Source organism: Pseudomonas sp. G3-39 (genome assembly GCF_054790485.1).
On sequence record NZ_CP186497.1, the window covers coordinates 2,203,942 to 2,229,499 of the forward strand.

18 protein-coding genes are annotated in these 25,558 nt (G+C 60.9%); 13 read left to right on the forward strand and 5 right to left on the reverse strand.

Features of this window, described 5'->3' with window-relative positions; all coding sequences use genetic code 11:
- Positions 1 to 114: 114 nt before the first annotated feature.
- Together ACOYXG_RS09800 and xthA are read right to left on the reverse strand one after the other, a co-directional pair.
- Entirely contained in the window at positions 115 to 1,449 is a 1,335-nt protein-coding gene (locus ACOYXG_RS09800) for a substrate-binding domain-containing protein (RefSeq protein ID WP_460357357.1), read from the reverse strand.
- A 188-nt stretch (positions 1,450 to 1,637) separates the two neighbouring features.
- Positions 1,638 to 2,450 carry an exodeoxyribonuclease III gene (xthA, locus tag ACOYXG_RS09805; RefSeq protein ID WP_095138861.1) on the reverse strand — a complete coding sequence of 271 codons (813 nt, stop codon included), beginning with the start codon at positions 2,448 to 2,450 and terminating at the stop codon, positions 1,638 to 1,640.
- 303 nt (positions 2,451 to 2,753) lie between these two features.
- Here xthA and ACOYXG_RS09810 point away from each other — a divergent pair, with 303 nt between their 5' ends.
- The 8 genes from ACOYXG_RS09810 to ACOYXG_RS09845 all read left to right on the forward strand — a co-directional run bounded on the left by ACOYXG_RS09810 (position 2,754) and on the right by ACOYXG_RS09845 (position 15,347).
- Positions 2,754 to 3,404, forward strand: coding sequence for a GNAT family N-acetyltransferase (locus tag ACOYXG_RS09810; RefSeq protein WP_007961094.1), 651 nt, complete (start codon positions 2,754 to 2,756; stop codon positions 3,402 to 3,404).
- A 66-nt stretch (positions 3,405 to 3,470) separates the two neighbouring features.
- On the forward strand, positions 3,471 to 5,198 hold the full coding sequence (locus ACOYXG_RS09815; RefSeq protein ID WP_346651646.1) for an autotransporter assembly complex protein TamA: 1,728 nt from the start codon (positions 3,471 to 3,473) through the stop codon (positions 5,196 to 5,198).
- The gene (locus ACOYXG_RS09820) at positions 5,195 to 8,869 is read left to right on the forward strand and encodes a translocation/assembly module TamB domain-containing protein (protein ID WP_460357360.1); all 3,675 of its coding nucleotides are present in this window, start codon (positions 5,195 to 5,197) and stop codon (positions 8,867 to 8,869) included. Before ACOYXG_RS09815 ends, ACOYXG_RS09820 begins: the two co-directional genes overlap by 4 nt.
- Positions 8,870 to 8,963: 94 nt before the next feature.
- On the forward strand, positions 8,964 to 10,283 hold the full coding sequence (locus ACOYXG_RS09825) for an HdeD family acid-resistance protein (RefSeq protein ID WP_027614633.1): 1,320 nt from the start codon (positions 8,964 to 8,966) through the stop codon (positions 10,281 to 10,283).
- A 237-nt stretch (positions 10,284 to 10,520) separates the two neighbouring features.
- Positions 10,521 to 11,003, forward strand: a complete 483-nt coding sequence (locus ACOYXG_RS09830) for a MarR family winged helix-turn-helix transcriptional regulator (RefSeq protein WP_027614634.1) — start codon at positions 10,521 to 10,523, stop codon at positions 11,001 to 11,003.
- On the forward strand, positions 10,993 to 12,462 hold the full coding sequence (locus tag ACOYXG_RS09835) for an efflux transporter outer membrane subunit (RefSeq protein ID WP_103369471.1): 1,470 nt from the start codon (positions 10,993 to 10,995) through the stop codon (positions 12,460 to 12,462). The genes ACOYXG_RS09830 and ACOYXG_RS09835 overlap by 11 nt, the downstream gene beginning before the upstream one ends.
- A 14-nt stretch (positions 12,463 to 12,476) precedes the next feature.
- Positions 12,477 to 13,679, forward strand: coding sequence for an HlyD family secretion protein (locus tag ACOYXG_RS09840; RefSeq protein ID WP_103369473.1), 1,203 nt, complete (start codon positions 12,477 to 12,479; stop codon positions 13,677 to 13,679).
- Between the two features lie 138 nt (positions 13,680 to 13,817).
- On the forward strand, positions 13,818 to 15,347 hold the full coding sequence (locus ACOYXG_RS09845; RefSeq protein WP_460357364.1) for a DHA2 family efflux MFS transporter permease subunit: 1,530 nt from the start codon (positions 13,818 to 13,820) through the stop codon (positions 15,345 to 15,347).
- Between the two features lie 125 nt (positions 15,348 to 15,472).
- Here the strand turns inward: ACOYXG_RS09845 and lpxH are convergent, their stop codons facing one another.
- Positions 15,473 to 16,225: a UDP-2,3-diacylglucosamine diphosphatase gene (gene lpxH / locus ACOYXG_RS09850; RefSeq protein ID WP_460357367.1), complete on the reverse strand. Its 753-nt coding sequence runs from the start codon at positions 16,223 to 16,225 to the stop codon at positions 15,473 to 15,475.
- The gene (locus ACOYXG_RS09855; protein WP_027614639.1) at positions 16,222 to 16,728 is read right to left on the reverse strand and encodes a peptidylprolyl isomerase; all 507 of its coding nucleotides are present in this window, start codon (positions 16,726 to 16,728) and stop codon (positions 16,222 to 16,224) included. The genes lpxH and ACOYXG_RS09855 overlap by 4 nt, the downstream gene beginning before the upstream one ends.
- Positions 16,729 to 16,979: 251 nt before the next feature.
- On the opposite strand from ACOYXG_RS09855, the gene ACOYXG_RS09860 reads away from it, so the two are divergent.
- Positions 16,980 to 18,680, forward strand: a complete 1,701-nt coding sequence (locus ACOYXG_RS09860; RefSeq protein ID WP_027614640.1) for a glutamine--tRNA ligase/YqeY domain fusion protein — start codon at positions 16,980 to 16,982, stop codon at positions 18,678 to 18,680.
- 22 nt (positions 18,681 to 18,702) lie between these two features.
- Positions 18,703 to 20,085: a cysteine--tRNA ligase gene (gene cysS, locus ACOYXG_RS09865; protein ID WP_115990196.1), complete on the forward strand. Its 1,383-nt coding sequence runs from the start codon at positions 18,703 to 18,705 to the stop codon at positions 20,083 to 20,085.
- Positions 20,086 to 20,263: 178 nt separating this feature from the next.
- Here cysS and ACOYXG_RS09870 read toward each other — a convergent pair whose 3' ends face one another.
- Positions 20,264 to 22,108: a sigma-54-dependent Fis family transcriptional regulator gene (locus ACOYXG_RS09870; RefSeq protein WP_460357371.1), complete on the reverse strand. Its 1,845-nt coding sequence runs from the start codon at positions 22,106 to 22,108 to the stop codon at positions 20,264 to 20,266.
- A 381-nt stretch (positions 22,109 to 22,489) separates the two neighbouring features.
- On the opposite strand from ACOYXG_RS09870, the gene ACOYXG_RS09875 reads away from it, so the two are divergent.
- From ACOYXG_RS09875 to ACOYXG_RS09885, 3 genes are read left to right on the forward strand one after another with little or no spacing between them, the layout of a single operon-like run.
- A complete protein-coding gene (locus ACOYXG_RS09875; protein ID WP_095138884.1) occupies positions 22,490 to 23,584 on the forward strand; it encodes an ABC transporter ATP-binding protein in 1,095 nt (364 codons plus the stop codon).
- On the forward strand, positions 23,584 to 24,693 hold the full coding sequence (locus tag ACOYXG_RS09880; protein WP_460357374.1) for an ABC transporter ATP-binding protein: 1,110 nt from the start codon (positions 23,584 to 23,586) through the stop codon (positions 24,691 to 24,693). Before ACOYXG_RS09875 ends, ACOYXG_RS09880 begins: the two co-directional genes overlap by 1 nt.
- The gene (locus tag ACOYXG_RS09885; RefSeq protein ID WP_007961995.1) at positions 24,690 to 25,556 is read left to right on the forward strand and encodes a carbohydrate ABC transporter permease; all 867 of its coding nucleotides are present in this window, start codon (positions 24,690 to 24,692) and stop codon (positions 25,554 to 25,556) included. Before ACOYXG_RS09880 ends, ACOYXG_RS09885 begins: the two co-directional genes overlap by 4 nt.
- The last annotated feature ends 2 nt before the right edge of the window (positions 25,557 to 25,558 follow it).

A 25,558-nucleotide genomic window follows, 5' to 3' on the forward strand; every position in this document is an offset into this window, starting at 1 on the left:
TCGCGAGCAGGCTCGCTCCCACATTAGACCGCATACCAAATGGAAGAATGCGATCACTGCGGGAGCGAGCCTGCTCGCGAAGGGGCCAGCCCATTCAGTCCATCAACATCAGATTCAATACACCCAAACCTCAACCCGCCGATTCTTGATCCTGCCTTCATCCGCACTGTTCGCCGCCACCGGCATCAACGCGCCAAACCCGCGCACTTCGCGCATCACCACGCCGTTCTTCACCAATTCACGGCGCACCGCCATCGCCCGCAGCTTTGACAGCAGGTCGGCGCGGGCCGGATCGTCTTTCTCGTCGCCAAAACCCACCAGCGTCACCGCGCGCTCGGTCTTGTCGTGGCGCTGTATATAGTCGAGCACCCGCGCCAGATCCTGCCGCGCCTTGTTGTCGAGGCTGGCGCTGCCTTCCTCGAAACGGAAATTCACCGTCAGACGCTGGGCATGGCGGCTGAGGGATTGATAACCCTCGGGCATCAGCGCATTCGGTGTCACGGTCATCGCGTGCACGGTCTGGCTGATGAAGCCGTTGGCCGCGACAATCTTCTGGCCCTGTGGGCTTTGCGCAAACGCCACCAGTGCCGATGCCCACGGATTCTGGTTGCCCGGCGGCAGATAAAAGAACAGGCGCCGCGACAGCGGATAGTCCTCAGTGGCAATCAGACTGTTGAGCGGCAACATCGATTGCGATGCGCCGTCGGCAATCGCCACGGCTTTGGCCTGACGCACATACGGTAGACCGATGAAACCGATACCCTGCGGATCACTGCTCACCGCGTCGGACAATTGCTCGCTGGATTCGAAGCGTTTCGCACTGGAACTCAGACTTTTCCCACGCCGACCCAGCACCAGTTCCTTGAACGTGTCGTAAGTGCCGGACTGATCATCCCGCGCATATAAATGAATCGCGCCGCCGCGACCGCCGAGGTCTTCCCAGGTTTTCAGCTCACCGCTGAAGATCCGCGCCAGTTGCTCGGTGTCCAGTTGCTGCAGTGGGTTGCCGGGGTGAAGGATGATCGCCAGGCCGTCGATGGCAATCACCTGCTCGGCGGCGGCGCTTTTCAGATCGCCGAGCGCTTGCAGGCTGAGCAGTTCGCTGTCCTTGATCGGTCGGGAGGAGGCGGCGAGGTCGGCACTGGCGCTTTTCAGCGCAGTGAAACCGGTGCTGGAACCGTGGGCGGCGACTTCAATCACCACCCGTTTGCCTTGGGCAGTCTGGCCGACGATGTGTTGTTCGTTGGCGGCGTCGGGGTTCTCTCGGTGAATTTTCAGCAGGCCCTGGTCCTGCAGAAAGCCTTCAACCAACGCCGGGCCAAGGTCGGCGCCAATGGTGTTGGAACCCTGAATGCGCAATGCCGGGCCGTTTTCAGGGATGGGCAGGGTGGCGGCACTGACCGTCAGCCATGCACTCGACAGAAAAGCGAACAGAACACGCAGGGTCATGCCGGCACCGAATCAAGCCAAGGGGATTGCCGGGGAGATTAAGTCAGGCGCATGACCAAAACATGACAGTGATCCAATGTAGGAGTGAGCCTGCTCGCGATGGCGGAGTATCAGCCAATAAACACATCGACTGATCCACCGTCATCGCGAGCAGGCTCACTCCTACAAGGTTCTCTTAAAGCTTGAGATCAGGCCAGTTCAAGCCAGATCGGCGCATGATCCGACGGTTTTTCCATGCCGCGCAGTTCATAGTCCACGCCCGCATCCTTGACCCGCGGCAGCAAGCCGTGGGAGGCGAGGATCACGTCGATGCGCAGGCCACGTTTCGGTTCGTCTTCAAAACCACGGCTGCGATAGTCGAACCAGCTGAACATGTCGGTCACGTCCGGGTTCAAGTGGCGATAGCTGTCGGTCAGGCCCCAGTTTTTCAGGCGGGCCATCCACTCGCGCTCTTCCGGCAGGAAGCTGCATTTGCCGGTTTTCAACCAGCGCTTCATGTTGTCCGGGCCGATGCCGATGTCGCAGTCCTCCGGGGAAATGTTCACATCGCCCATCACCACCAGCGGCTGCTCGTTGTGGAACTGGCTTTCCAGCAGGGTTTGCAGGTCGCTGTAGAAGCGTTGCTTGGCCGGGAATTTGGTCGGGTGGTCGCGGCTTTCGCCCTGCGGGAAGTAGCCGTTCATGATGGTCACCGGCACGCCATTGGCGTCGGCGAAAGTGCCCCAGATAAAGCGGCGCTGCGCGTCTTCTTCATCGCTGGCGAAGCCTTTGTGGATCGCGATCGGTTCTTTGCGCGACAGCAGGGCGACGCCGTAATGGCCTTTCTGACCGTGGAAATAAACGTGGTAGCCCAGCGCGCGCACTTCTTCCAGCGGGAACTGGTCGTCGTGGACCTTGGTTTCCTGCAGGCCGATCACGTCCGGCTGATGCTTTTCGATCAGCGCTGCCAGCTGATGCGGACGGGCGCGCAGTCCGTTGATGTTGAAGGAAACAATCTTCATGGTCGGCAGTCCTGGCAAAAGGGCGATGCTAGCTGACATGTGGGATGGGGGCCAGTGTGGGGTGGGAGAAATCATTTTTGTCTGCCAGATAGATGTTGTCTGAACCGGCCTCTTCGCGAGCAAGCCCGCTCCCACAGGGGAATGCATTCCAAATGTGGGAGCGAGCCTGCTCGCGAAGAGGCCCGCCCAGTCGATGAAGCTCACGGCTTGGTCTATACCTGTGGGGAACTGCGCCACCCGCAAAAGGTTCGTACCATCAAGAGCGCAGTCATTTGAGCCGCGCCCCGGGGGAGAATCACCGTTATGCCTGAAACCCAGACCGCCATCGCCGACATCCACATGCTCGACCGCGGTTACTCGCGCGAAGCCCGATCACTGCTGTATCAGGCCTATCGCCACGAGCCGACCTTCGGTTACCTGTTCGAGGCCGAGCGGCCGGGTTACGAGCAGCGCGTGCGGGCCACGGTGCGCGAACTGGTCAAACAGCATTTTCTGCAGGATCAGCCGGCCATCGGCCTGTTGGTCAACGACCGGCTGATCGGCATCGCCCTGATCGCGCCGCCGCAACGGCGTCTGGGGATCACCGAAAGTTGGGCATGGCGCCTGCGCATGGTGCTCAGCACCGGATTCCGCTGCACCCGGCGCTATCTGGAATATCACGATGCGGTGGCCGCCTGCGTGCCTAGCGATTCGGTGCACATGCTGCCGCTGCTGGGGATTCATCCGCAGTTTCAGGGCAAACACTTCGGCGAGCAGTTACTGACCGCCGTGCATAACTGGTGCGCAGTGGACGAAACTTCGCAAGGCGTGGTGCTCGACACCGGCAACCCGCGTTACCTGGAATTCTATAAACGCCAGGGCTACGAAGAGATCGGCGAAGTGGCCGTCGGCCCGGTGCGCGAGCACGTGTTTTTCCACGCCAATCCGCAGGTGTTACAAACTGCAACGGCTTAGCCATAGAACTTTTCAGGAAATTTCCTGTTCTATCACGCTCCCAAGCCCGTGATAGCATCCGCGCCTATGAAGTTTCCAGGAAGATTTACCAGTGGCGTGCTCATGCTGTTAACCAGCTGCGCGGCGCTGGCGCAAAGTGAATTGGACGTGCGGATCAAACCGTCCAACGATGAACTCAAGGCCAATATAGAAGGTTATATCGGCAGCCTTGGCGATCGTGACGAACAAGCCTTGCTGCGCTTCAGTCGCGGGGCCGAGGAGCAGGCGCGCAAAGCGGCGCAGGCCTTGGGTTATTACCAGCCGCAGATCGACAGTGACGTGAAGGGCGGCGAAAAGCCGCGCCTGGTGCTGAACATCGATCCTGGCGAGCCGATTCGTCTGCGCAACGTCACCATCCGCGTCGACGGGCCTGCCGCCTCCCTCAAATCCTTTCGTGTGCCGAGCAGTGACACGCTCAAGTCCGGCGCCGTGCTCAACCATGGGCGTTATGAAGACGCCAAACGCCTGATCCAGAACCAGGCCTCGCGCTTCGGCTTTTTCAGTGGCCATTTCACCAGCCAGAAACTTTTGGTCGACCCGCGTGCCGGGGTGGCCGACGTTGAATTGATCTACGACAGCGGCCCGCGTTATGCGCTGGGCAAAGTCAGTTTCGAGGGCGATACGCCGTTCGACGAAGACCTGCTGCAACGCATGGTGCCGTTCAAGGCCGGCGATCCGTATGACTCCGAGCTGATCGCCGAACTCAACCGCGACCTGCAATCGAGTGGCTATTTCGAAGGCGTGCGCGTCGATGCGGCGCCGACGGCGGCGAAGAACGATGTGATTCCGGTAGACGTCAAACTCGACACGCGCAAACCACGCACCATGGGCCTGGGCCTCGGTTATTCGACCGATGTCGGCCCACGGATCAAGGCCAACTGGACACGCCACTGGGTCAACCCGCAGGGCGACAGTTACGGCTGGGAAGCCGAATTGTCGGCGCCACGGCAGAACGTCGGGTTGTTCTATGACATCCCGCTCGACCCACCGCTGACCGACAAACTGCGTTGGGCCGGTGGTTATCAATTTGAAAACATCGACGGCTCCGACACCCTGAGCAAGCTGCTGACCTTCGGCCCGGAATGGCACAGTAAGTTGCCCAGCGGCTGGCAGCGAGTGATCTCGCTGAAATGGCAGCGCGAAGAATATGAACTCGGCGACGACTCCGGCCTGAGTACCTTGTTGATGCCCGGCATCAGTTACTCGTACCTGAAAAGCGACAACCGCATCGATCCGCACAACGGCTATCGCCTGACCTTTGAAAGCAAGGTGGCGAAGGAAGGCCTCGGTTCGGACAACAACCTTTTATATGGCACGGCGTTGATCAAAGGCCTGACCACGGTGTTCGACAACCACCGCTTCCTCGGTCGGGTGCAGGTCGGCGGCAGCGCCACCAACGGTTACAACTCGGTACCGCCGTCGCTGCGTTTCTTCGCCGGCGGCGATCAAAGCGTGCGCGGTTACGACTACCAGAGCCTGTCCCCGGAAAACTCCAAGGGCGACCGCATCGGCGGCCGCTACATGGTGGCCGGCAGCGTCGAGTATCAGTACTCGATTGCCGAGAAATGGCGGATCGCGACCTTCGTCGACCAGGGCAACTCCTTCAACAAACTCGAACTGCCGAACCTCAAGACCGGGGTCGGTATCGGTGTGCGCTGGGTCTCGCCGGTGGGGCCGATCCGCCTCGACCTGGCCCACGCGCTGGACGACGACGGCGGCATCCGGCTGCACTTTTCCATGGGGCCTGAGCTGTGAAGCGTGGTTTGAAAATAGCAGCACTGACGCTGCTGGCGTTGCTGTTGTTGATTGTATTGAGCATCAGCGCGGTACTCGGGACGCAGGCCGGCAGCCGTTGGGCGCTGAGCCTGGTGCCGGGTTTGAGCGTGGAGAATTTCCAGGGCCGTCTCGGTGGTCAGTGGAGCGCCGATCATCTGCTGTGGCAGCAGGACAGCAGTCGCGTCGAGCTGAACAAGGCGATTTTTGCCTGGTCGCCGCTGTGCCTGACCCGCATGACCCTGTGCATCGAGCAGCTCAAGGCTGATCAGGTGATTCTGCAATTCCCGCCGAGTGAGGAAACCACCGACAGCGGCCCGATCAAACTGCCGGATCTGCAACTGCCGGTGGCCATCGAACTCGGTGACGTACAAGTCGGCAGCCTGCTGTTCAACGGCAGCGAGCAGCTCAAGGGCCTGCAACTGGCGGCGCACTGGACCGCCCAGGGCATGCAGATCGACAGCGTGAAACTGCAGCGCGACGACCTCAGCCTGAACCTCTCCGGCCTGCTGCAACCGACCGGCAACTGGCCGCTGAACATCGCCGGTGACCTGAGCCTGCCGTCCCCAGGCACTGGCCCATGGACGCTGGCGTTGAAAGTCGAAGGCGATCTGCTGAAAACCCTCAACCTGCACGCCGACAGCCACGGTTACCTCGACGGCCAGTTGAGCGGCGAACTGCAGCCGCTGGCAGAAAACCTGCCGGCCAAGGTGCGCATCACCTCCGAGGCATTCAAACCGAGTGCCGATCTGCCGGACACCCTGCGACTCAATCAACTGGTTTTGACCGGCGAAGGTGACCTGAAAAACGGTTACCAGTTAAACGGCAATGCCACGCTGCCCGCCGATAAAGGCCCGGTGGCGCTGCTGCTCAAAGGCAAGGTCGATGCCAGCGGTGCGCAGATCGCCGGCCTCGACCTGACGGCTAACGACAAACAAAGCCTCAAGCTCACCGGCAGCGTTGACTGGAGCAAGGGCCTCACGGCTCAGGCCAACATCAACTGGCAGGATTTCCCGTGGCATCGGCTGTATAACGAAATCGACGAGCCGCAAGTCGCCTTGCGCACCTTCACCGGCGAAGTCTCCTACACCGACGGTCAGTACCTCGGTAACTTCGCCGCCGACCTCGATGGCCCGGCGGGGGCGTTCAGCCTGAGCAGTCCGTTCAGCGGCAGCCTTAAACAGATCGCGCTGCCGCAATTGAAGATGGAAGCCGGGCAGGGCAAGGCCGAAGGCCATGTCAACCTGAAGTTCGCCGATGGCATCGCCTGGGACACCGCGCTGGATCTGTCTGCGCTGAACCCGGCGTACTGGGTTGCGGAGTTGCCGGGCACCCTGGCCGGGCCGCTGCGCAGCAAAGGCGAAATGAAGAACGAGCGCCTGAGCCTCAGCGCCGACCTCGACCTCAAAGGCAAATTGCGCGGGCAACCGGCAATCCTCCAGGCCAAGGCCGACGGTGCCGGTGAGCAATGGAACCTCAACGCCCTGCAAATCCGCCTCGGCGACAACAGCATCAGCGGCAAGGGCAGCCTGCAACAGAAACTCACCGGCCAGATCGACATCAAACTGACGCGTCTGGCCCAGCTCTGGCCGCAGTTGCGCGGGCAGGTCACGGGTCAGGTCAACGTTGCCGGTACGCTGAAAGCACCGCAAGGCAAACTCGGCCTGCAAGGTTCGCAACTGGCGTTCCAGGACAATCGCCTGCAAAGCCTCAACCTCGATGCCACGCTCGACAGCGCGCAACGGGCGAAGATCGACCTCAAGGGCAGCGGGATTCAGGCCGGCGACACCAACCTCGGCGTGTTGACCGCCAGCGCGCAGGGCGACATCAAGAGTCAGAAACTCAACCTCGACCTGCTCGGGCCGAAGCTGAAACTGGCGCTCGGTCTGGACGGCAATCTGGACAAGGGCAACTGGCGCGGTCGTTTGGCCAGCGGCGATATTCAGGCCGGCGGCCAGGACTGGAAACTGCAGAGCCCGGCCAAACTCGAACGCCTCGCCGACGGCAAGATCAACTTCGGCGCGCATTGCTGGATGTCCGGCAATGCCAGTCTGTGCGGTGAAGATCAGCGCCTGCTGCCGGAGCCGAAACTGCGTTACCACCTCAAGCAGTTCCCGATTGAAAGCCTCGCACAATGGCTACCGAAAGACTTCGCCTGGCAGGGCAAGCTCAACGCCGACCTGCAACTGGACCTGCCGGCCAGCGGCCCCAACGGTGTGGTCAGCGTCGACGCCAGCGGCGGCACCTTGCGCATGAAGGAGAAGGATCAGTGGCTGGACTTCCCGTACCAGACCCTGAAGCTCACCAGCAAACTCACACCGAAGCGCGTCGATACTGAACTCAACTTCGTCGGCGGCAAGCTCGGCGAATTGATGGTGCAGGCACAGCTCAATCCGCTGCCGAAAAACAAACCGCTGAGCGGCTCGTTCCGTCTCTCCGGACTGGACCTGTCGGTGGCGCGGCCGTTTGTGCCGATGGTCGAGAAACTGACCGGGCGCTTGAACGGCAGTGGCACGATTTCCGGCGGACTGCTGGCGCCGCTGGTCAACGGCACGGTGAAACTCAGTGACGGCGAAGTCTCCGGCGCCGAGCTGCCGATGGAACTCAAGGATCTGCAACTGCAAGCAGTGATTGCCGGTGAGTCGGTACGTCTGGACGGCGGCTGGAACAGCGGCAAGACCGGCCAGGGCAGCCTCAATGGCAACGTCGCGTGGGGGCAGGCGCTGATAGTCGATCTGGCGCTCAAGGGCACGCAATTGCCGGTCACCGTCGAGCCCTATGCCAAGCTTGAAGTGGCACCGGACCTGAAGATTTCCATGGCCGGCGATGAGCTGAAGATTGCCGGCAAGGTGCTGGTGCCGCGAGGCGAAATCACCGTGCGTGAACTGCCGCCATCGACGGTAAAGGTTTCCGACGACACGATCATCGTTGGCGCGCAGACCGAAGAGGGCAAACCGCCGCTGGCGATGAAAATGGACATCGACGTGGTGGTCGGCGAAGACAAACTGAGCTTCGCCGGTTTCGGCCTGACCGCCAACCTGCAAGGTCACGTGCACATCGGCGACAACATGGACACCCGTGGCGAGCTGTGGCTCAACGACGGCCGTTACCGCGCCTACGGCCAGCGCCTGAACGTGCGCCGTGCGCGTCTGTTGTTTGCCGGCCCGATCGATCAGCCGTATCTGGACATCGAAGCGATCCGCCAGACCGACGACGTGATCGCCGGTATCCGCCTGAGCGGCAGCGCCGAGCAACCGACCACGCAAATCTTCTCCGAACCGGCCATGAGTCAGGAGCAGGCGTTGTCCTACCTGGTACTGGGGCGTCCGCTGAGCACCAACGGCGAAGACAACAACATGCTCGCGCAAGCGGCGTTGGGCCTGGGCTTGATGGGCAGTTCCGGGGTCACCAGCGGCCTGGCCAAAGACCTGGGGATTCAGGACTTCCAGCTCGACACCCAGGGCAGCGGCAACACCACCAGCGTGGTCGCCAGCGGCAATATTTCCGAGAAACTCAGCCTGCGTTATGGCGTTGGCGTGTTCGAGCCAGCCAACACCATCGCGCTGCGTTACAAGCTGAGCAAGAAGGTATATGTCGAAGCCGCCAGCGGTGTCGCCAGTTCGCTGGATATCTTCTACAAGCGCGATTTCTGAGAACGTGGCCAATAGCCGGGTCGTGACGCTGCGATCCGGTTTTTCCAGGATGTATTAGACTCACCGAACCCTCAAAACCTTGCCGGTTGCGCCTATGGTCCGCTTGAGTATGGTCTTGCTCGGTAACGACTTTGTCCGCAAACGCTGGTCGGCACTGGCGCTGACCGGCATTGTCTGGGGCGCGGCCGGGGTGGCGATCTTCATCGATGCGCTGGATGGCGTTTTGTATTTCCCGCTGCATCTCTTCGGCTATCTGTTGTTGCTCGAAGCGCTGATCCTGCTGCTGGTGCCTGCACCGCAGACCGGGACCGCTGCGGCCCTGCGTAAAGCGCGAGGTCTGGCGTTTCTCTTGCTGGGGCTGCTGATCGTTGACCGGCAACATGCTGCCGGGCTGATTCTGGCGGTGCTGTTTGGCGGGGCTTTCATCGTCGATGGGGTCTTCAGGCTGGCGGCTGCGGTGGTGGTGCGCTTTGTCGGCTGGCAGGTGTCGCTGCTGGCGGGGTTGTTCGAACTCGGCTTTGGCGTGTTTATCCTTGAGCCGTATCCGACGCTATACAAGGGCACGGTGCCGTTCTGCATCGGCATGAGCCTGTTTCTCTCGGGCTGCGCGTTGTTGCGCCAAGCCGTGCGCTTCAGGCACCTGCCGCCGCTGAAAAACCCTGTTGCGCCCAGTGCGCCGGCCAGCAGCGACGCATTGGTCATTCATGTCTGGACCCCCAGCGGCACCGTTGATGACACTCTGGTGCGCAACCGTCTGCTCAATCGCTATATCGCCGCAGTCGATATCAACGGCGTGATCTCGGCTGGCCACGCGGCACTGGAATGTGGCCCGGAGATTTACATCAGCCATTACCCGCTGGACGACATCGATCGTTCGGCGGGGGATTTCGTGCGGTTACTGCGGGCGACGCCGAACAACGATGTCGCCGGGCGGTTTCTGCCTGACTATGCGGGGGAGGTGGCGGACTGGTGCCCGTCTTCGGTTCGGGTCAGTTTTGCTCACTACGACGCCCGGCGGTTGCAGGCGTTCTGGAGCGAATATCGGCAGAACAGCACATACAACCTCACCAGCCGCAACTGCTCGAGTGCCGTCGCTCACAGCCTCGAAGCAGCCCTTGAAGGGGCGATGAATCGCGGGCATTCGAGCATGCTCGATTTCGCCAGAGTGGTCCTCAGCCCCGAGTTCTGGGTGGCGGCGCAGGTGCGTAAACGCGCTGAAGTGATGGCCTGGACGCCCGGTCTGGTGCTCGATTACGCACGGGCGCTGCATGCCGCCATCGAGCCGGCACCGCCGGGCTGGCACAGCATGTATGCGGTGATCAAACGCGCCTGCGGTTATGCAGTGACTGCTTTGCGCGGGCGTGAAGTGCATCCCCTCCAGCCGCCGGCTGTGCATCCTTCCGACAAATCCTGACCGACGTTACACCGAGTCGCTGCCTTCGCGAGCAGGCTCGCTCCCACATTGATCCATGTATGCATGAGATCCCTGTGGGAGCGAGCCTGCTCGCGAAAGCGTCAGTGCGGGCAACACAAAAACCCAGTCCACTGGTCAACTAATTACAAAGCAACCTAACTATTACGTTGACATTCGCTGCCTAGGCAGTAACATCTCGACATACATTCACTGCCTAGGCAGTTATTAGGTGAGCACATGAAGCATTTCACCCCGGACGAATTCAAACATTGCCATCTCGGCCTGTTGCTCGGCCGTGCCGCGCTGCTCAAGGACCGGATCATCGACACCCACATGGAACCCCACGGCATCACCGCTGCGCAGTTCAAGGTGTTGATCATCATGGCCCAGTTCGGCGTCGACACCCCGGCCGAGCTGTGCCGGCATCTGTCGCTGGACAGCGGTTCGATGACACGCATGCTCGATCGTCTGGAGCAGAAAGGTTTCCTGGCTCGCCAACGCAGCGAAGGCGATCGCCGTCAGGTGCAACTCAAGCTCACCGAGCAGGGCCAGCAACTGGCCGATCGCCTGCCCTACATCGGTGCCGATGCAATGAATGAACTGGCCGGCGCCATCTCTCGTGAAGAGCTGAAAACCCTGGAATACATCCTCAAGAAAATCCTGCTGGCAGCCGGTGACCCGATCACTATCCAGCGGTTAGGTGAACACAATGAGCGGTAAAACCTTGCGCAGCAGTCTGACCCTGGTGCTGTCGGCAATGATCCTCGCCGGTTGCGCCAACTACAGCGGCCTCGATACTCAGGGCAAAAATTTCGACGCGAAAAGCCTGAAAGTCGGCCAGTCGCTCAACGGCGTGACCCTGTCGCCGGCCGCGTGGCCAAAAAGCGACTGGTGGACCAGCCTCGGCGATCCACAACTCGACGGTCTGATCCGCGAAGCCCTGCAAGACAGCCCGGACATGCAGATCGCCGAAGCACGCGCGCATCAGGCCAGCGCCGCCGCCTATGCCGCCGATGCCGAGCGCTATCCGACCCTCGACGCCAGCGCCGGCATCAGCCGTTCGCGTCTGGCCAAGGATCAGGACCCACGAGGGCAGGGCGATGCCTACGCCACCGTGCGTAACGTCAGCGCCGGTTTCAATTACAACTTCGACCTGTGGGGCGGCCAGCGTGATGCCTGGGAAGCTGCACTCGGTCAGGCTCGCGCTGCCGAAGTCGACCGTCAGGCCGCGCAATTGACCCTCGCCGCCGACGTGGCCCGGGCCTACAGCGATCTGGGTCAGGCGCACATCGTCTACGACTTGGCCAACGACGACCTCAAGCGCACCAAACAGATGCTTGATCTGAGCCAGCGCCGCTTGAGTGCCGGGATCGACAGCCAGTACCAGTTCCAGCAAACCCAAAGCCTTGAGGCCAGTTCCGAAGCCAGCCTGATCGACGCTGAAAAACGTCTGAACAGCGCGAAAATCGCCTTGGCCGTACTGCTCGGCAAAGGCCCGGATCGCGGCAACGAAATTGCTCGACCGAAAGTTCTGCAAGCCAGCGCCGTGGCGGTGCCCTCGGTATTGCCGGCGGAGCTGCTGGGTCGGCGTCCGGATCTGGTCGCTGCGCGCTGGCGCGTAGAGGCGGCGAGCAAAGACATCGACTCGGCGAAAACCCGCTTCTATCCCAACTTGAACCTCACGGCTTCGGCCGGTGCCGAATCCTTGTTGGGTGACGCGATGTTCGGGTCGGCCAGTCGCTTCTTCAGCATCGCCCCGACCATTTCGGTGCCGATCTTCGACGGCGGGCGCCTGCGCGCCAACCTCGATGCGCGCGACGCCGATTACGATCTGGCGGTGGCGCAGTACAACAAAAGCCTGGTGAAAGCCCTCGGTGATGTCAGCGACACGATCAACCAGTTGCGTGACATCGGCCGGCAGATCGGCGCGCAGCAACACGCCACCGAGATTGCTCAGGATTCTTACAACACCGTCGTCCAGCGTTACGGTTCCGGCATCGGCAACTACCTGGACGTGCTCAGCATCGAGCAGCAATTGCTGCAGGCCCAGCGTCAGCTGGCCAACCTCAATGCCGAGCAGATCGACCTGTCGATTCAACTGATGCAAGCGCTGGGCGGCGGCTTTCAGGGTGAAACCCTGACCGCAGCCAACGCCACCCCAGCCACGTCGCACAACTAATTCAGGTATTTGTCATGGCCACTGCCGAAAACACCCAAACTCAAACCAACACCCCCGACACCGGCAATCCGCGCAAGCGCAAATTCATGCTGCTGGTGCTGGCCGTCGTGGTCCTGCTCGCTGGTGCTGGCGTGTGGGCGTATCACGAATTCATCGGGCGCTTCAACGAAAGCACCGACGACGCCTACGTCAACGGCAACGTCGTGGAGATCACCCCGTTGGTCACCGGCACCGTGGTCAGCATCGGCGCCGACGACGGCGATCTGGTTCACGAAGGGCAGGTGCTGATCAACTTCGACCCGAACGACGCCGAAGTCGGCCTGCAAAGTGCTCAGGCAAAACTGGCGCGTACCGTGCGTCAGGTGCGCGGCCTGTACAGCAACGTCGATGGCATGAAAGCCCAGGTCAACGCGCAACAGGCAGAAGTACAGAAAGCACAGGACAACTACAACCGCCGGAAAAACCTCGCTGCTGGCGGGGCGATTTCCCAGGAAGAACTGTCCCACGCCCGCGACGACCTGACCTCGGCGCAAAACGCCCTGGCCAACGCCAGGCAGCAACTGAAAACCACCAGCGCGCTGGTCGATGACACCGTGGTTTCGTCGCACCCGGACGTGATGTCGGCCGCTGCCGATCTGCGTCAGGCGTACCTGACCAATGCCCGCAGCACCCTGATCGCGCCGGTCACCGGTTACGTCGCCAAACGCACCGTGCAACTCGGTCAGCGTGTGCAGCCGGGCACCGCGCTGATGGCGGTGATTCCGCTGGATCAACTGTGGATCGATGCCAACTTCAAGGAAACCCAATTGCGTGACATGCGCATCGGCCAACCGGTGGACATCGAGTCCGACATCTACGGTAGCAGCGTGAAGTACAGCGGCACCGTCGACAGCCTCGGCGCCGGTACCGGCAGCGCGTTCGCCCTGTTGCCGGCGCAGAACGCCACCGGTAACTGGATCAAAATCGTGCAGCGTGTGCCGGTGCGGATTCACATCAACGCCGAAGAACTGGCCAAGCACCCGCTACGGGTCGGCCTGTCGACCAATGTTGAAGTGAACCTGCACGACCAGAGTGGCCCGGTGCTGGCGCAGCAACCGCCGCAAAAGGCCTCGTTCAGCACCAACGTCTACGACCGCCAACTGGCTGAAGCCGACGCGATGATTGCGCAACTGATCCACGACAACAGCGCTGCGGTGAGCAAGACCGCGCAACGCTGACCTGCACTGACCTTGTAGGAGTGAGCCTGCTCGCGATAGCGGTGTATCAGTCGAGAAAATTGGGTCTGACACACCGCTATCGCGAGCAGGCTCACTCCTACAGGGCTGCGGCGACCATCAGGTTTCATAGGATTCACAATGAGCAATAACGCCTCTTTCACGCCGCCCAGCCTGTTGCTCAGCACCATCGGCCTGTCGCTGGCGACGTTCATGCAAGTGCTCGACACCACCATCGCCAACGTGGCGCTGCCGACCATTTCCGGCAACCTCGGGGTGAGTTCGGAGCAGGGCACCTGGGTGATCACTTCGTTTGCCGTGAGTAACGCCATCGCGCTGCCGCTGACCGGCTGGCTCAGTCGGCGTTTCGGCGAGGTGAAGCTGTTTCTCTGGGCCACCATCCTGTTTGTGCTGGCCTCGTTTCTCTGCGGTATCTCCACCTCGATGCCGGAACTGATCGGCTTCCGTGTGCTGCAAGGCCTGGTGGCCGGGCCGCTGTACCCGATGACGCAGACGCTGTTGATTGCCGTGTACCCCCCCGCGAGACGCGGCATGGCCCTGGCGTTGCTGGCGATGGTCACGGTGGTCGCGCCAATTGCAGGTCCCATTCTCGGTGGCTGGATCACTGACAGCTACAGCTGGCCGTGGATCTTCTTCATCAACGTACCGATCGGCATCTTTGCGGTGATGGTGGTGCGCTCGCAACTGGCCAAGCGCCCGGTGGAGACCAGTCACCAACCGATGGACTACGTCGGTCTGATCACGCTGATCATCGGCGTCGGCGCGTTGCAGGTGATCCTCGACAAGGGCAATGACCTGGACTGGTTCGAGTCGAACTTCATCATCATCGGCGCGGCGATTTCCGTAATCGCCCTGGCAGTGTTCGTCATCTGGGAAATGACCGATCAGCACCCGGTGGTGAATCTGCGCCTGTTCGCGCACCGCAACTTTCGCATCGGCACGCTGGTGCTGGTGTTGGGTTACGCCGGTTTCTTCGGCATCAACCTGATCCTGCCGCAGTGGCTGCAAACCCAGATGGGTTACACCGCGACCTGGGCCGGTCTGGCGGTGGCGCCGATCGGGATTCTGCCGGTGTTGCTGTCGCCGTTTGTCGGCAAGTACGCGAACAAGTTCGACCTGCGCCTGCTGGCTGGTCTGGCGTTCCTGGCGATTGGCCTGAGCTGCTTCATGCGCGCCGAGTTCACCAACGAGGTGGACTTCCAGCACATCGCCCTGGTGCAGCTGTTCATGGGGATTGGCGTGGCGCTGTTCTTCATGCCGACCCTGAGCATCCTGATGTCCGACCTGCCGCCAAGCCAGATCGCCGACGGCGCAGGCCTGGCAACCTTCCTGCGCACCTTGGGCGGCAGCTTTGCGGCATCGTTGACCACATGGATCTGGATCCGCCGCGCCGATCAGCATCATGCGTACATGAGCGAAAGCATCAGTACCTTCGAACCGGCGACCCGCGAGACCTTGAACCATTTAGGCGGCGCGAGCCAATCGGCGTACGCGCAGATGGATCAGATCCTCACCAGTCAGGCGTACATGCTCTCCACCGTGGATTACTTCACGTTGTTGGGCTGGGGCTTTATGGGGCTGATTCTGATTGTGTGGCTGGCGAAGCCGCCGTTTGCGGCGAAGGCCGGGCCGGCCGCCAGCGGTCATTGATCAGAACGCGGTCAAACTGTAGGAGTGAGCCTGCTCGCGATATCGGTATCACATTCAACATCTTCGTTGACTGGTACACCGCTATCGCGAGCAGGCTCACTCCTACAGTGGTTTGTGTTTGACTTTTAGATTGCGTGAGCGGGCAGGGCCGGCGGCGGAGCAAAGTCGAACGGTGCCAGGGCATACCCGTTCTCATCGACCTGCAACGCCCAACCCTGACGATCCCAGTCCCCCAGCACAATCCGCTTCGCCGCCTGCTCGCCGAGCTGCAGCTTGTGGATCGCCGGGCGATGGGTGTGGCCGTGAATCAGGGTTTTCACCGCGTATTGCTGCATGATCCGCGGAATCTCTTCCGGCGTGACATCGACGATGTCATTGGCCTTCATCCGCGTCTGCGCGCGGCTTTCGCTGCGCAGCTTGCGCGCCAGTTTGTGGCGGGTGCTCAGCGGCAGGTGGCGCAGGATGAACAAGGTGATCGGGTTGCGCAGGTAGCGGCGCAACTTCATGTAGCCCACGTCGCGGGTGCACAGGCTGTCGCCGTGCATCAGCAGCACCGGCTCGCCATAGAACTGCACGACACTCGGGTCCTTCAACAGCGTGCAGCCGGCTTCTTTGCAGAAGGCCTTGCCGAGCAGGAAGTCGCGATTGCCGTGCATCAGAAAGATCGCCGTGCCGCTGTCGCTCAAATGGCGCAGGGCCTGGCAGATGGAACGCTGGAAGGGCGTCATGGCGTCGTCGCCAATCCACGCCTCGAAAAAATCGCCAAGGATATACAACGCACTCGCCGAGCGGGCGCGTCCGGCGAGCAAATCCAGAAACGCCCGGGTAATGTCCGGGCGCTCCTCTTCCAGATGCAGGTCTGAAATCAGCAATATCACGCTTCGATGATCTCGGCTTTCTCGATGATCACGTCGTCTTTCGGCACGTCCTGGTGACCGGCCTTGGAAGTGGTGGCAACGCCTTCGATCTTGTCGACCACGTCGGTACCGGCAACCACTTTACCGAACACGGCATAACCCCAGCCCTGAGCGGTCTTGGCGGTGTGGTTGAGGAAGCTGTTGTTGGTGGCGTTGATGAAGAACTGCGCCGAGGCCGAATGCGGGTCCATGGTGCGGGCCATGGCAACGGTGTACTTCTCGTTCTTCAGACCGTTGTCAGCTTCGTTCTGAATGCTTGGGCTCTTGTCTTTCTTTTCCTGCATGCCAGGCTCGAAACCGCCGCCCTGGATCATGAAGCCCTTGATCACGCGGTGGAACACTACGTTCTCGTAGTGACCTTTCTTGACGTATTCGATGAAGTTGGCAGCGGTGATTGGCGCTTTTTCCGCGTCCAGTTCGATGACGATGTCGCCGTAGTTGGTGGTCAGTTTGACTTGAGTCATGATCGCTACTCTTTATAAGGAATTCGTGGTTCTGGGACATTCAGCCCCACAACCGGTTCAGCCTGCTTCGGCCAAGGAGCGCAGTTTAGCGTGACAGGCGCGAATTTCGAGGCTGTTTTTCCAAAACCCGGCGATTAAATGCGCTCCTTTATAGGCCGCGCTCTGTCAGCCCCTTGACAGCATCGGCTATGATAGCGGCTTTGTTTTGTCTGGCCCCCTTTGCGGCCGCGCACATGTAAGTCAAGGATCCTATGAGCAAGCCCACTGTCGACCCTACCTCGAATGCCAAGTCCGGCCCTGCCGTGCCGGTCAATTTCCTGCGGCCGATCATCCAGGCAGACCTGGACTCGGGCAAGCACACCCAGATCGTCACCCGTTTTCCGCCTGAGCCTAACGGCTACCTGCACATCGGCCACGCCAAGTCGATCTGCGTGAACTTCGGCCTGGCCCAGGAGTTCGGCGGCGTCACGCACCTGCGTTTCGACGACACCAACCCGGCCAAGGAAGACCAGGAATACATCGACGCGATCGAAAGCGACGTCAAATGGCTGGGCTTCGAGTGGTCCGGCGAAGTGCGCTACGCCTCGCAGTATTTCGACCAGTTGCACGATTGGGCCATCGAGCTGATCAAGGCCGGCAAGGCCTACGTCGACGACCTGACCCCTGAACAGGCCAAGGAATACCGTGGCAGCCTGACCGAGCCTGGCAAGAACAGCCCGTTCCGCGACCGTTCGGTAGAAGAGAACCTCGACTGGTTCGCGCGCATGCGTGCCGGTGAGTTCCCGGACGGCGCCCGCGTGCTGCGCGCGAAGATCGACATGGCCTCGCCGAACATGAACCTGCGCGACCCGATCATGTATCGCATCCGCCACGCTCATCACCATCAGACTGGTGACAAGTGGTGCATCTACCCGAACTATGACTTCACCCACGGTCAGTCGGACGCCATCGAAGGCATCACCCACTCGATCTGCACCCTGGAATTCGAAAGCCATCGTCCGCTGTACGAGTGGTTCCTGGAAAACCTGCCGGTGCCGGCCAACCCGCGCCAGTACGAGTTCAGCCGCCTGAACCTGAACTACACCATCACCAGCAAGCGCAAGCTCAAGCAACTGGTCGATGAAAAGCACGTCAATGGCTGGGACGACCCGCGCATGTCGACGCTGTCCGGCTTCCGTCGCCGTGGCTACACGCCGGCGTCGATCCGCAACTTCTGCGACATGATCGGCACCAACCGGTCCGACGGCGTGGTCGATTTCGGCATGCTCGAGTTCAGCATCCGTCAGGACCTGGACGCCAACGCGCCGCGCGCCATGTGCGTGCTGCGTCCGTTGAAAGTGGTGATCACCAACTACCCGGAAGGTCAGGTCGAAAACCTCGAACTGCCGCGTCATCCGCAGAAAGAAGAACTCGGCGTGCGCCAGCTGCCGTTCGCCCGTGAGATCTACATCGACCGCGATGACTTCATGGAAGAACCGCCAAAGGGCTACAAGCGCCTGGAGCCGAACGGCGAAGTGCGTCTGCGTGGCAGCTACGTGATCCGTGCCGACGAAGCGATCAAGGACGCCGACGGCAACATCGTCGAGCTGCGTTGCTCGTACGACCCGGACACCCTCGGCAAGAACCCTGAAGGCCGCAAGGTCAAAGGCGTGATCCACTGGGTGCCGGCCGCTGCCAGCATCGAGTGCGAAGTGCGTCTGTACGATCGCCTGTTCCGTTCTCCGAACCCGGAGAAGGCCGAAGACAGCGCGAGTTTCCTCGACAACATCAACCCTGACTCACTGCAAGTGCTGACCGGTTGTCGTGCTGAGCCATCGCTTGGCAATGCACAGCCGGAAGACCGTTTCCAGTTCGAGCGCGAAGGCTACTTCGTCGCCGACATCAAGGACTCGAAACCAGGTCAGCCGGTATTCAACCGTACCGTGACCCTGCGTGATTCGTGGGGCCAGTGATTTAGCGTCAAGGAAATATAAAGTGCTGACGATCTACAACACGCTCACCAAGAGCAAAGAAGTCTTCAAGCCGCTGGATGGCAACAAGGTGCGCATGTACGTGTGCGGCATGACCGTGTACGACTACTGCCACCTCGGCCACGGCCGCAGCATGGTCGCGTTCGACCTGGTGACCCGCTGGTTGCGGTTCAGCGGTTACGACCTGACCTACGTGCGCAACATCACCGACATCGACGACAAGATCATCAATCGTGCCCGCGAGAACGGTGAGTCGTTCGACGCGCTGACCGAGCGCATGATCGCGGCGATGCACGAAGACGAAGCGCGCCTGAACATCAAGAAGCCGGACATGGAGCCGCGCGCCACGGATCACATTCCGGGCATGCACGCGATGATCCAGACCCTGATCGACAAGGGCTTCGCCTACGCCCCGGGCAATGGCGACGTGTACTACCGCGTCGCCAAGTTCATGGGCTACGGCAAGCTGTCGCGCAAGAAGATCGAAGACCTGCGCATCGGTGCACGCATCGAAGTCGACGAGTCGAAAGAAGATCCGCTGGACTTCGTCCTGTGGAAAGCCGCCAAACCGGGCGAGCCGAGCTGGGAATCGCCGTGGGGCGCCGGGCGTCCGGGCTGGCACATCGAGTGCTCGGTGATGTCCACCTGCTGCCTCGGTGAAACCTTCGACATTCATGGCGGCGGCAGCGACCTCGAGTTCCCGCACCACGAAAACGAAATCGCCCAGAGCGAAGCGGCCACCGGCAAGACCTACGCCAACGCGTGGATGCATTGCGGCATGATCCGTATCAATGGCGAGAAGATGTCCAAGTCCTTGAACAACTTCTTCACCATTCGTGACGTGCTCGACAAGTACCACCCGGAAGTCGTGCGTTACCTGCTGGTGTCGAGCCACTACCGCAGCGCGATCAACTACTCGGAAGACAACCTCAAGGACGCCAAGGGCGCACTCGAGCGTTTCTACCACGCGTTGAAAGGCCTGCCGAGCGTTGCTCCGGCTGGCGGCGAAGCCTTCGTCGAGCGTTTCACCACGGTGATGAACGACGACTTCGGCACGCCGGAAGCCTGCGCGGTGCTGTTCGAGATGGTGCGTGAGATCAACCGTCTGCGCGACAGCGATCTCGACGCGGCGGCCGGTCTGGCGGCACGTCTGAAAGAACTGGCGAGCGTGCTGGGCGTGTTGCAGCTGGAAGCCGATGACTTCCTGCAAGCGGGCGCCGAAGGGCGTGTCGATGCGGCTGAAGTCGACGCGCTGATTGCTGCACGTCTGGCGGCACGCGCTGGCAAAGACTGGGCCGAATCCGACCGCATCCGCGACCAGCTCACCGCCATGGGCGTGGTGCTGGAAGATGGCAAGGGTGGTACGACCTGGCGTCTGGCTGACTGATTGCTTGATCTGCTATAAAACAAAACCCGCCTTGTGCGGGTTTTTGTTTCTGCGCATGGCTTAATTACTGCAGTGCCAGGGCTGATGCCTTCGCGAGCAGGCTCGCTCCCACAGTGGATCTTTGCGCGACACACATCCCCTGTGGGAGCGAGCCTGCTCGCGATTGACTGCGCAGCAGTCAGCTCTCCGCCTGACGCAAGCGCTTGTAGAGCGTATTGCGGCTGACCCCAAGCCTGCGTGCCAGATGCGAAATATTCCCCCCGGCTGCTTTCAACTCCCGGTTCAACGCTTCCACATCATTCAGATCCAGCCCCAGCGGCTGCACGCTCTCCACCGGCTCCATCTCCAGATCGACAAAAAAGTCATCCGGCAAATGCTCCGGCCGCACTGGCTGCTCCTCGGCCATTGCCAGTGCCACCTGCATCACGCTGCTGACCTGACGTAAATTGCCCGGCCACGGGTGCCGCTCGAACAGCTCCAGCACTTCGCGGCTGAGTCCGGCCCATTGCGTCGGTTCGCGATGCTGCTCCCACAGGCGTTTGAACAGCGCCTCTTTATCACTGCGCTCTCTGAGCGGCGGCAGTTCCAGTGTCAAACCGCCAATTCGGTAGTACAAGTCCTCACGAAATCGGCCCAATTGCACTTGCTCGCGTAAAGAGCGGTTGGTCGCCGAGATGATCCGCAGATCCACCGCGAACAATTCGCTGCTGCCTACCGGTTGCACGCAACGCTCCTGCAATACCCGCAACAACCGCGCCTGAGTGGGCAGCGGCATGTCGCCGATTTCGTCGAGGAAGAGAGTGCCTTTGTCGGCTTTGCGGATCAGGCCGATGCTGCCTTTCTGGTTGGCGCCGGTGAACGCGCCTTTTTCATAGCCGAACAGTTCTGATTCCACCAGTTCGGCGGGGATCGCCGCGCAGTTGACGGCGATAAATGCCTGTTTGCTGCGCGAGCTGGCCTGGTGCAGGGCTTTGACGAAGACTTCCTTGCCGACCCCGGTTTCGCCGTGGATCAGCAGTGGGATGTCTTTTTCCAGCAGGCGTTCGGCCTGACGCACGGCTTTCTCGACGCGGCTGTCGCCAAAGTGCAGGGAATTGAGGCTGATCGTACCCGGCAGTTTGGTCGGCGCAGTTTTAGGCTCGGCAAATATCCGGGGCTGAACCGCTGCCTGTTTCGGCCGCTTCAGCAAACACTGAAAACGGTTGCGCCCGGAGGTCTGCAGGGCGAACGGCGACCCCTCCGGCTGATTGATCAACTCCAGCAGCGATACGTTGAACAGACTCTCGACACTGACCCGCGACAGGCGCACGCCGAGCAGATTGTCCGCCCGGCGATTAGCCGACAGCACCTGCCCGCTCTCGTCGAAAATCAACAAACCAGCCCACTGACTGTCGAGGTTGTTCAACCCGGTGTTGAACGTCAGTTGAAAGTGCTGGCCGTGGAACAGGTTGAGGATCAGCCGGTTCTCCACGGTCTGGCTCATCATCTTGACCATGCCCAGCGTGTGCGAGGGCGGCAGGTAACTGTCGCTGGACACGTCGAGCACGGCGATAACCTTGCGCTCGGCATCGAAAATCGGCGCGGCGGAACCGGTCATGAAACGGTTGGCTTTCAGAAAGTGTTCATCGTGCTCGATGTGCACCGCCTGTTCGCAGGCCAGCGCGGTGCCGATCGCATTGGTGCCACTGCAGCGTTCCATCCAGCTCGCCCCGGCGCTAAACCCTCGGGCCAGGTTCGGCTCGATAAAGCGCTGAGTGCCCCACGAGGTCAGCACCTGACCCTGATGGTCGGCGAGCATGATCAGGCAATTGGAGTTGCTGAGGATGTTCTCGTAGTACGGCAGCACTTCCTGATGGGTGGTCTGCACCAGCGCGTGGTGACGGTCGAGCAGCTGCGCGATCCCGGCGGCGGGCAATTGATCGAAGGCCGGGGCGCTCTGGTGGTCAAGGCCGAAGGCGCGGCAACGTTGCCAGGAGGTCTGGACAATAGCGTCGTGGGACAGCGGCGGGGCAGGTGCGGCCATGGTGGTGGGCCTCTGAAGGGCATTTTATTGTTGTTATGGCACTGCTTTCAAAACCAACACAGATCAAAACTGTGGGAGCGGGCTTGCTCGCGAAAGCGGTATATCAGACACATTTACATCGACTGACACACCGCCTTCGCGAGCAAGCCCGCTCCCACATTGGATTTTCATCGTTCACAGAATTTGGGCAAAAAGCGTTCATAGAGTGTTGTTCACTATTGTTCATTGTCAATCGCCCAACTGTTCAAATGTGTTCAGCAATGAACGCCCGATCCCCGCGTTTTCAGCCCTTTTCACGACAAATCAACCACTTGCCATTTCTGGCACGAATGTCGCTCTGCTGCACAGGTCGCTTGACTCCAATAATAAAAAGGCCGAGCCATGTCACTCACCCTGGAGCACGTCAGCCGCACCGTCGAGGGCCAGACCTGGATCGACGATGCCTGCCTGAAATTCGAACCCGGATCTTTCAACGTTCTGCTCGGCCGCACGCTGTCCGGCAAGACCAGCCTGATGCGCCTGATGGCAGGCCTGGACAAGCCCGACAGTGGCCGGATCCTGATGAACGGCGTCGACGTCACCCAGCGCCCGGTGCGCCTGCGCAACGTGTCGATGGTTTATCAGCAGTTCATCAATTACCCGACCATGACCGTGTTCGAGAACATCGCCTCGCCGCTGCGTCAGGCCGGTGTTTCCAAAGAAATCATTCATAGCAAAGTGCTGGAAACCGCGAAGATGCTGCGCATCGAGAAGTTCCTGCAGCGCTATCCGCTGGAGCTGTCCGGCGGTCAGCAGCAGCGCACGGCGATGGCCCGGGCGCTGGTCAAGGACGCCGAGCTGATCCTGTTCGACGAGCCACTGGTCAACCTCGACTACAAGCTGCGCGAAGAACTGCGCCAGGAAATGCGCGAGCTGTTCAAGCTGCGCCACACCATTGCGATCTACGCCACCACCGAACCCAACGAAGCGTTGGCGCTGGGCGGCACCACGACGATTCTGCACGAGGGCCGGGTGATCCAGAGCGGCCCGTCGACCTCGGTTTACCACCAGCCGCAAACCGTGCTGGCGGCGGAGCTGTTCTCCGAACCGCCGATCAACCTGATGCCCGGGCGCATTGCCGGCAACGAAGTCAGCTTCGCCAATTTCGTGCACTTTCCGCTGAACGTCGACCTGCGTCCTGTAGGCGAGGGCGAGTTTCGCTTTGGCGTGCGCCCCAGCCATATCTCGCTGGTGCCGAGCAACGATGACGATCTGGAGCTGGCGGTGACCGTCGAAGTGGCGGAAATCAGCGGCTCGGAAACCTTCCTGCACGTGCGCAACGAGCATTTCCTGCTGGTGCTGCACCTGCCGGGCGTTCACGAATACGACGTTGATGCGCCGATCCGCATCTACATCCCGACTCACAAACTGTTCGTGTTCGATGCGCAGGGCCGTCTGGTGCAGGCACCGGGCCAACGTGTCGCGAGGGTTGCCTGATGGCCGAAATCCGTTTGCAGCACCTCGCCCACAGCTACAGCAAAACCCCGAGCGGGCCTGACGATTACGCGATCCGCGAGATGGACCACATTTGGGAGCAGGGCGGCGCGTATGCCTTGCTCGGCCCTTCGGGTTGCGGCAAGTCGACCTTGCTCAACATCATTTCCGGCCTGCTCAGCCCCTCGCAAGGGCATGTGTTGTTCGATGGCAAAGCGGTCAACGACCTGACCCCGGAGAAGCGCAACATCGCTCAGGTGTTCCAGTTCCCGGTGGTCTACGACACCATGACCGTGTTCGATAACCTGGCATTCCCCCTGCGCAATCAGGGCATGGCCGAGGCGAAAGTGCACAGCAAGGTGCAGGAAATCGCCGAAGTCCTCGACCTGCAAAATCTGCTGAGCAAGAAGGCGCGCAACCTCACCGCTGACGAAAAACAGAAAGTCTCCATGGGCCGTGGTCTGGTGCGCGACGATGTCTCGGCGATTCTCTTCGACGAACCGCTGACGGTGATCGACCCGCATCTGAAATGGAAGCTGCGACGCAAGCTCAAGCAGATCCACGAGCAGTTCAACATCACCATGGTCTACGTCACCCACGATCAGCTCGAAGCTTCGACCTTCGCCGACAAGATCGCGGTGATGTACGGCGGACAGATCGTGCAGTTCGGTACGCCACGGGAATTGTTCGAGCGGCCGAGCCATACCTTTGTCGGCTACTTCATCGGCAGCCCCGGCATGAACCTGATCGAAGTGCAGCCGCAGCCTGGCGGGGTCGGTTTCGCCTCGACCCACCTGCCGTTGTCCGACGCCTTGCAGCGGCATATCGAACACGGTCAGTGGAAAAATCTGAAGGTCGGCATCCGCCCGGAGTTCATCCATGTCTGGGACGAGCCGTTTGACGAGGCGATGCAGGCGCGGGTGGTCCACGTCGAAGACCTCGGCACCTACAAGATCCTCACCCTCGACCTCGATGGCGCGCCGCTGAAGGTGCGTCTGGCCGAAGACAAACCGGTACCGCAGGGCAAAGCGTACATCAGTTTTCCGGCGCAGTGGCTGATGGTTTATGCCGATGAGTTTCTGCTCGAAGCCGACGACGAGGTGCAGCCATGAACAAGGTGCAGAACAACAAGGCCTGGTGGCTGGTGTTGCCGGTATTTCTGCTGGTGGCGTTCAGTGCGGTGATCCCGATGATGACCGTGGTCAACTATTCGGTGCAGGACATTTTCGACCAGTCCAGCCGCTACTTCGTCGGCGCCGACTGGTACAAACAGGTGCTGCTCGATCCGCGTCTGCATGACTCGTTGCTGCGTCAGTTCATTTATTCGGCGTGCGTGCTGTTGATCGAAATTCCGTTGGGTATCGCCGTCGCCCTGACCATGCCGACCAAGGGCCGCTGGTCATCAGTGGTGCTGATCATTCTGGCGATTCCGCTGCTGATCCCATGGAACGTGGTCGGCACCATCTGGCAGATCTTCGGCCGCGCCGATATCGGTCTGCTCGGCTCGAGCCTGAATGCGCTGGGCATCAGCTACAACTACGCGGCCAACACCATGGACGCCTGGGTCACGGTGCTGGTGATGGACGTCTGGCACTGGACTTCGCTGGTGGCGTTGCTGTGTTTCTCCGGGCTGCGGGCGATTCCCGACGTGTATTACCAGGCGGCGCGGATCGACCGCGCCTCGGCGTGGGCAGTGTTCCGCCATATTCAGTTGCCGAAGCTGAAGAGCGTGCTGCTGATCGCGGTGATGCTGCGTTTCATGGACAGTTTCATGATCTACACCGAGCCGTTCGTGCTCACCGGCGGCGGGCCGGGCAATGCCACGACTTTCCTCAGTCAGACGTTGACCCAGATGGCCGTCGGCCAATTCGATCTGGGGCCGGCAGCGGCGTTTTCGCTGGTGTACTTCCTGATCATCCTGCTGGTTTCGTGGCTGTTCTACACCGCCATGACCCATTCCGACGCCAACCGCTGAGG

Bases quoted from the DNA above. Each gene is read 5' to 3' on its own strand.
- ACOYXG_RS09800 (WP_460357357.1), bottom strand. From the start codon at position 1,449: ATGACCCTGCGTGTTCTGTTCGCTTTTCTGTCGAGTGCATGGCTGACG.
- xthA (WP_095138861.1), bottom strand. From the start codon at position 2,450: ATGAAGATTGTTTCCTTCAACATCAACGGACTGCGCGCCCGTCCGCAT.
- ACOYXG_RS09810 (WP_007961094.1), top strand. From the start codon at position 2,754: ATGCCTGAAACCCAGACCGCCATCGCCGACATCCACATGCTCGACCGC.
- ACOYXG_RS09815 (WP_346651646.1), top strand. From the start codon at position 3,471: ATGAAGTTTCCAGGAAGATTTACCAGTGGCGTGCTCATGCTGTTAACC.
- ACOYXG_RS09825 (WP_027614633.1), top strand. From the start codon at position 8,964: ATGGTCCGCTTGAGTATGGTCTTGCTCGGTAACGACTTTGTCCGCAAA.
- ACOYXG_RS09830 (WP_027614634.1), top strand. From the start codon at position 10,521: ATGAAGCATTTCACCCCGGACGAATTCAAACATTGCCATCTCGGCCTG.
- ACOYXG_RS09835 (WP_103369471.1), top strand. From the start codon at position 10,993: ATGAGCGGTAAAACCTTGCGCAGCAGTCTGACCCTGGTGCTGTCGGCA.
- ACOYXG_RS09840 (WP_103369473.1), top strand. From the start codon at position 12,477: ATGGCCACTGCCGAAAACACCCAAACTCAAACCAACACCCCCGACACC.
- ACOYXG_RS09845 (WP_460357364.1), top strand. From the start codon at position 13,818: ATGAGCAATAACGCCTCTTTCACGCCGCCCAGCCTGTTGCTCAGCACC.
- ACOYXG_RS09855 (WP_027614639.1), bottom strand. From the start codon at position 16,728: ATGACTCAAGTCAAACTGACCACCAACTACGGCGACATCGTCATCGAA.
- ACOYXG_RS09860 (WP_027614640.1), top strand. From the start codon at position 16,980: ATGAGCAAGCCCACTGTCGACCCTACCTCGAATGCCAAGTCCGGCCCT.
- ACOYXG_RS09870 (WP_460357371.1), bottom strand. From the start codon at position 22,108: ATGGCCGCACCTGCCCCGCCGCTGTCCCACGACGCTATTGTCCAGACC.
- ACOYXG_RS09875 (WP_095138884.1), top strand. From the start codon at position 22,490: ATGTCACTCACCCTGGAGCACGTCAGCCGCACCGTCGAGGGCCAGACC.
- ACOYXG_RS09880 (WP_460357374.1), top strand. From the start codon at position 23,584: ATGGCCGAAATCCGTTTGCAGCACCTCGCCCACAGCTACAGCAAAACC.
- ACOYXG_RS09885 (WP_007961995.1), top strand. From the start codon at position 24,690: ATGAACAAGGTGCAGAACAACAAGGCCTGGTGGCTGGTGTTGCCGGTA.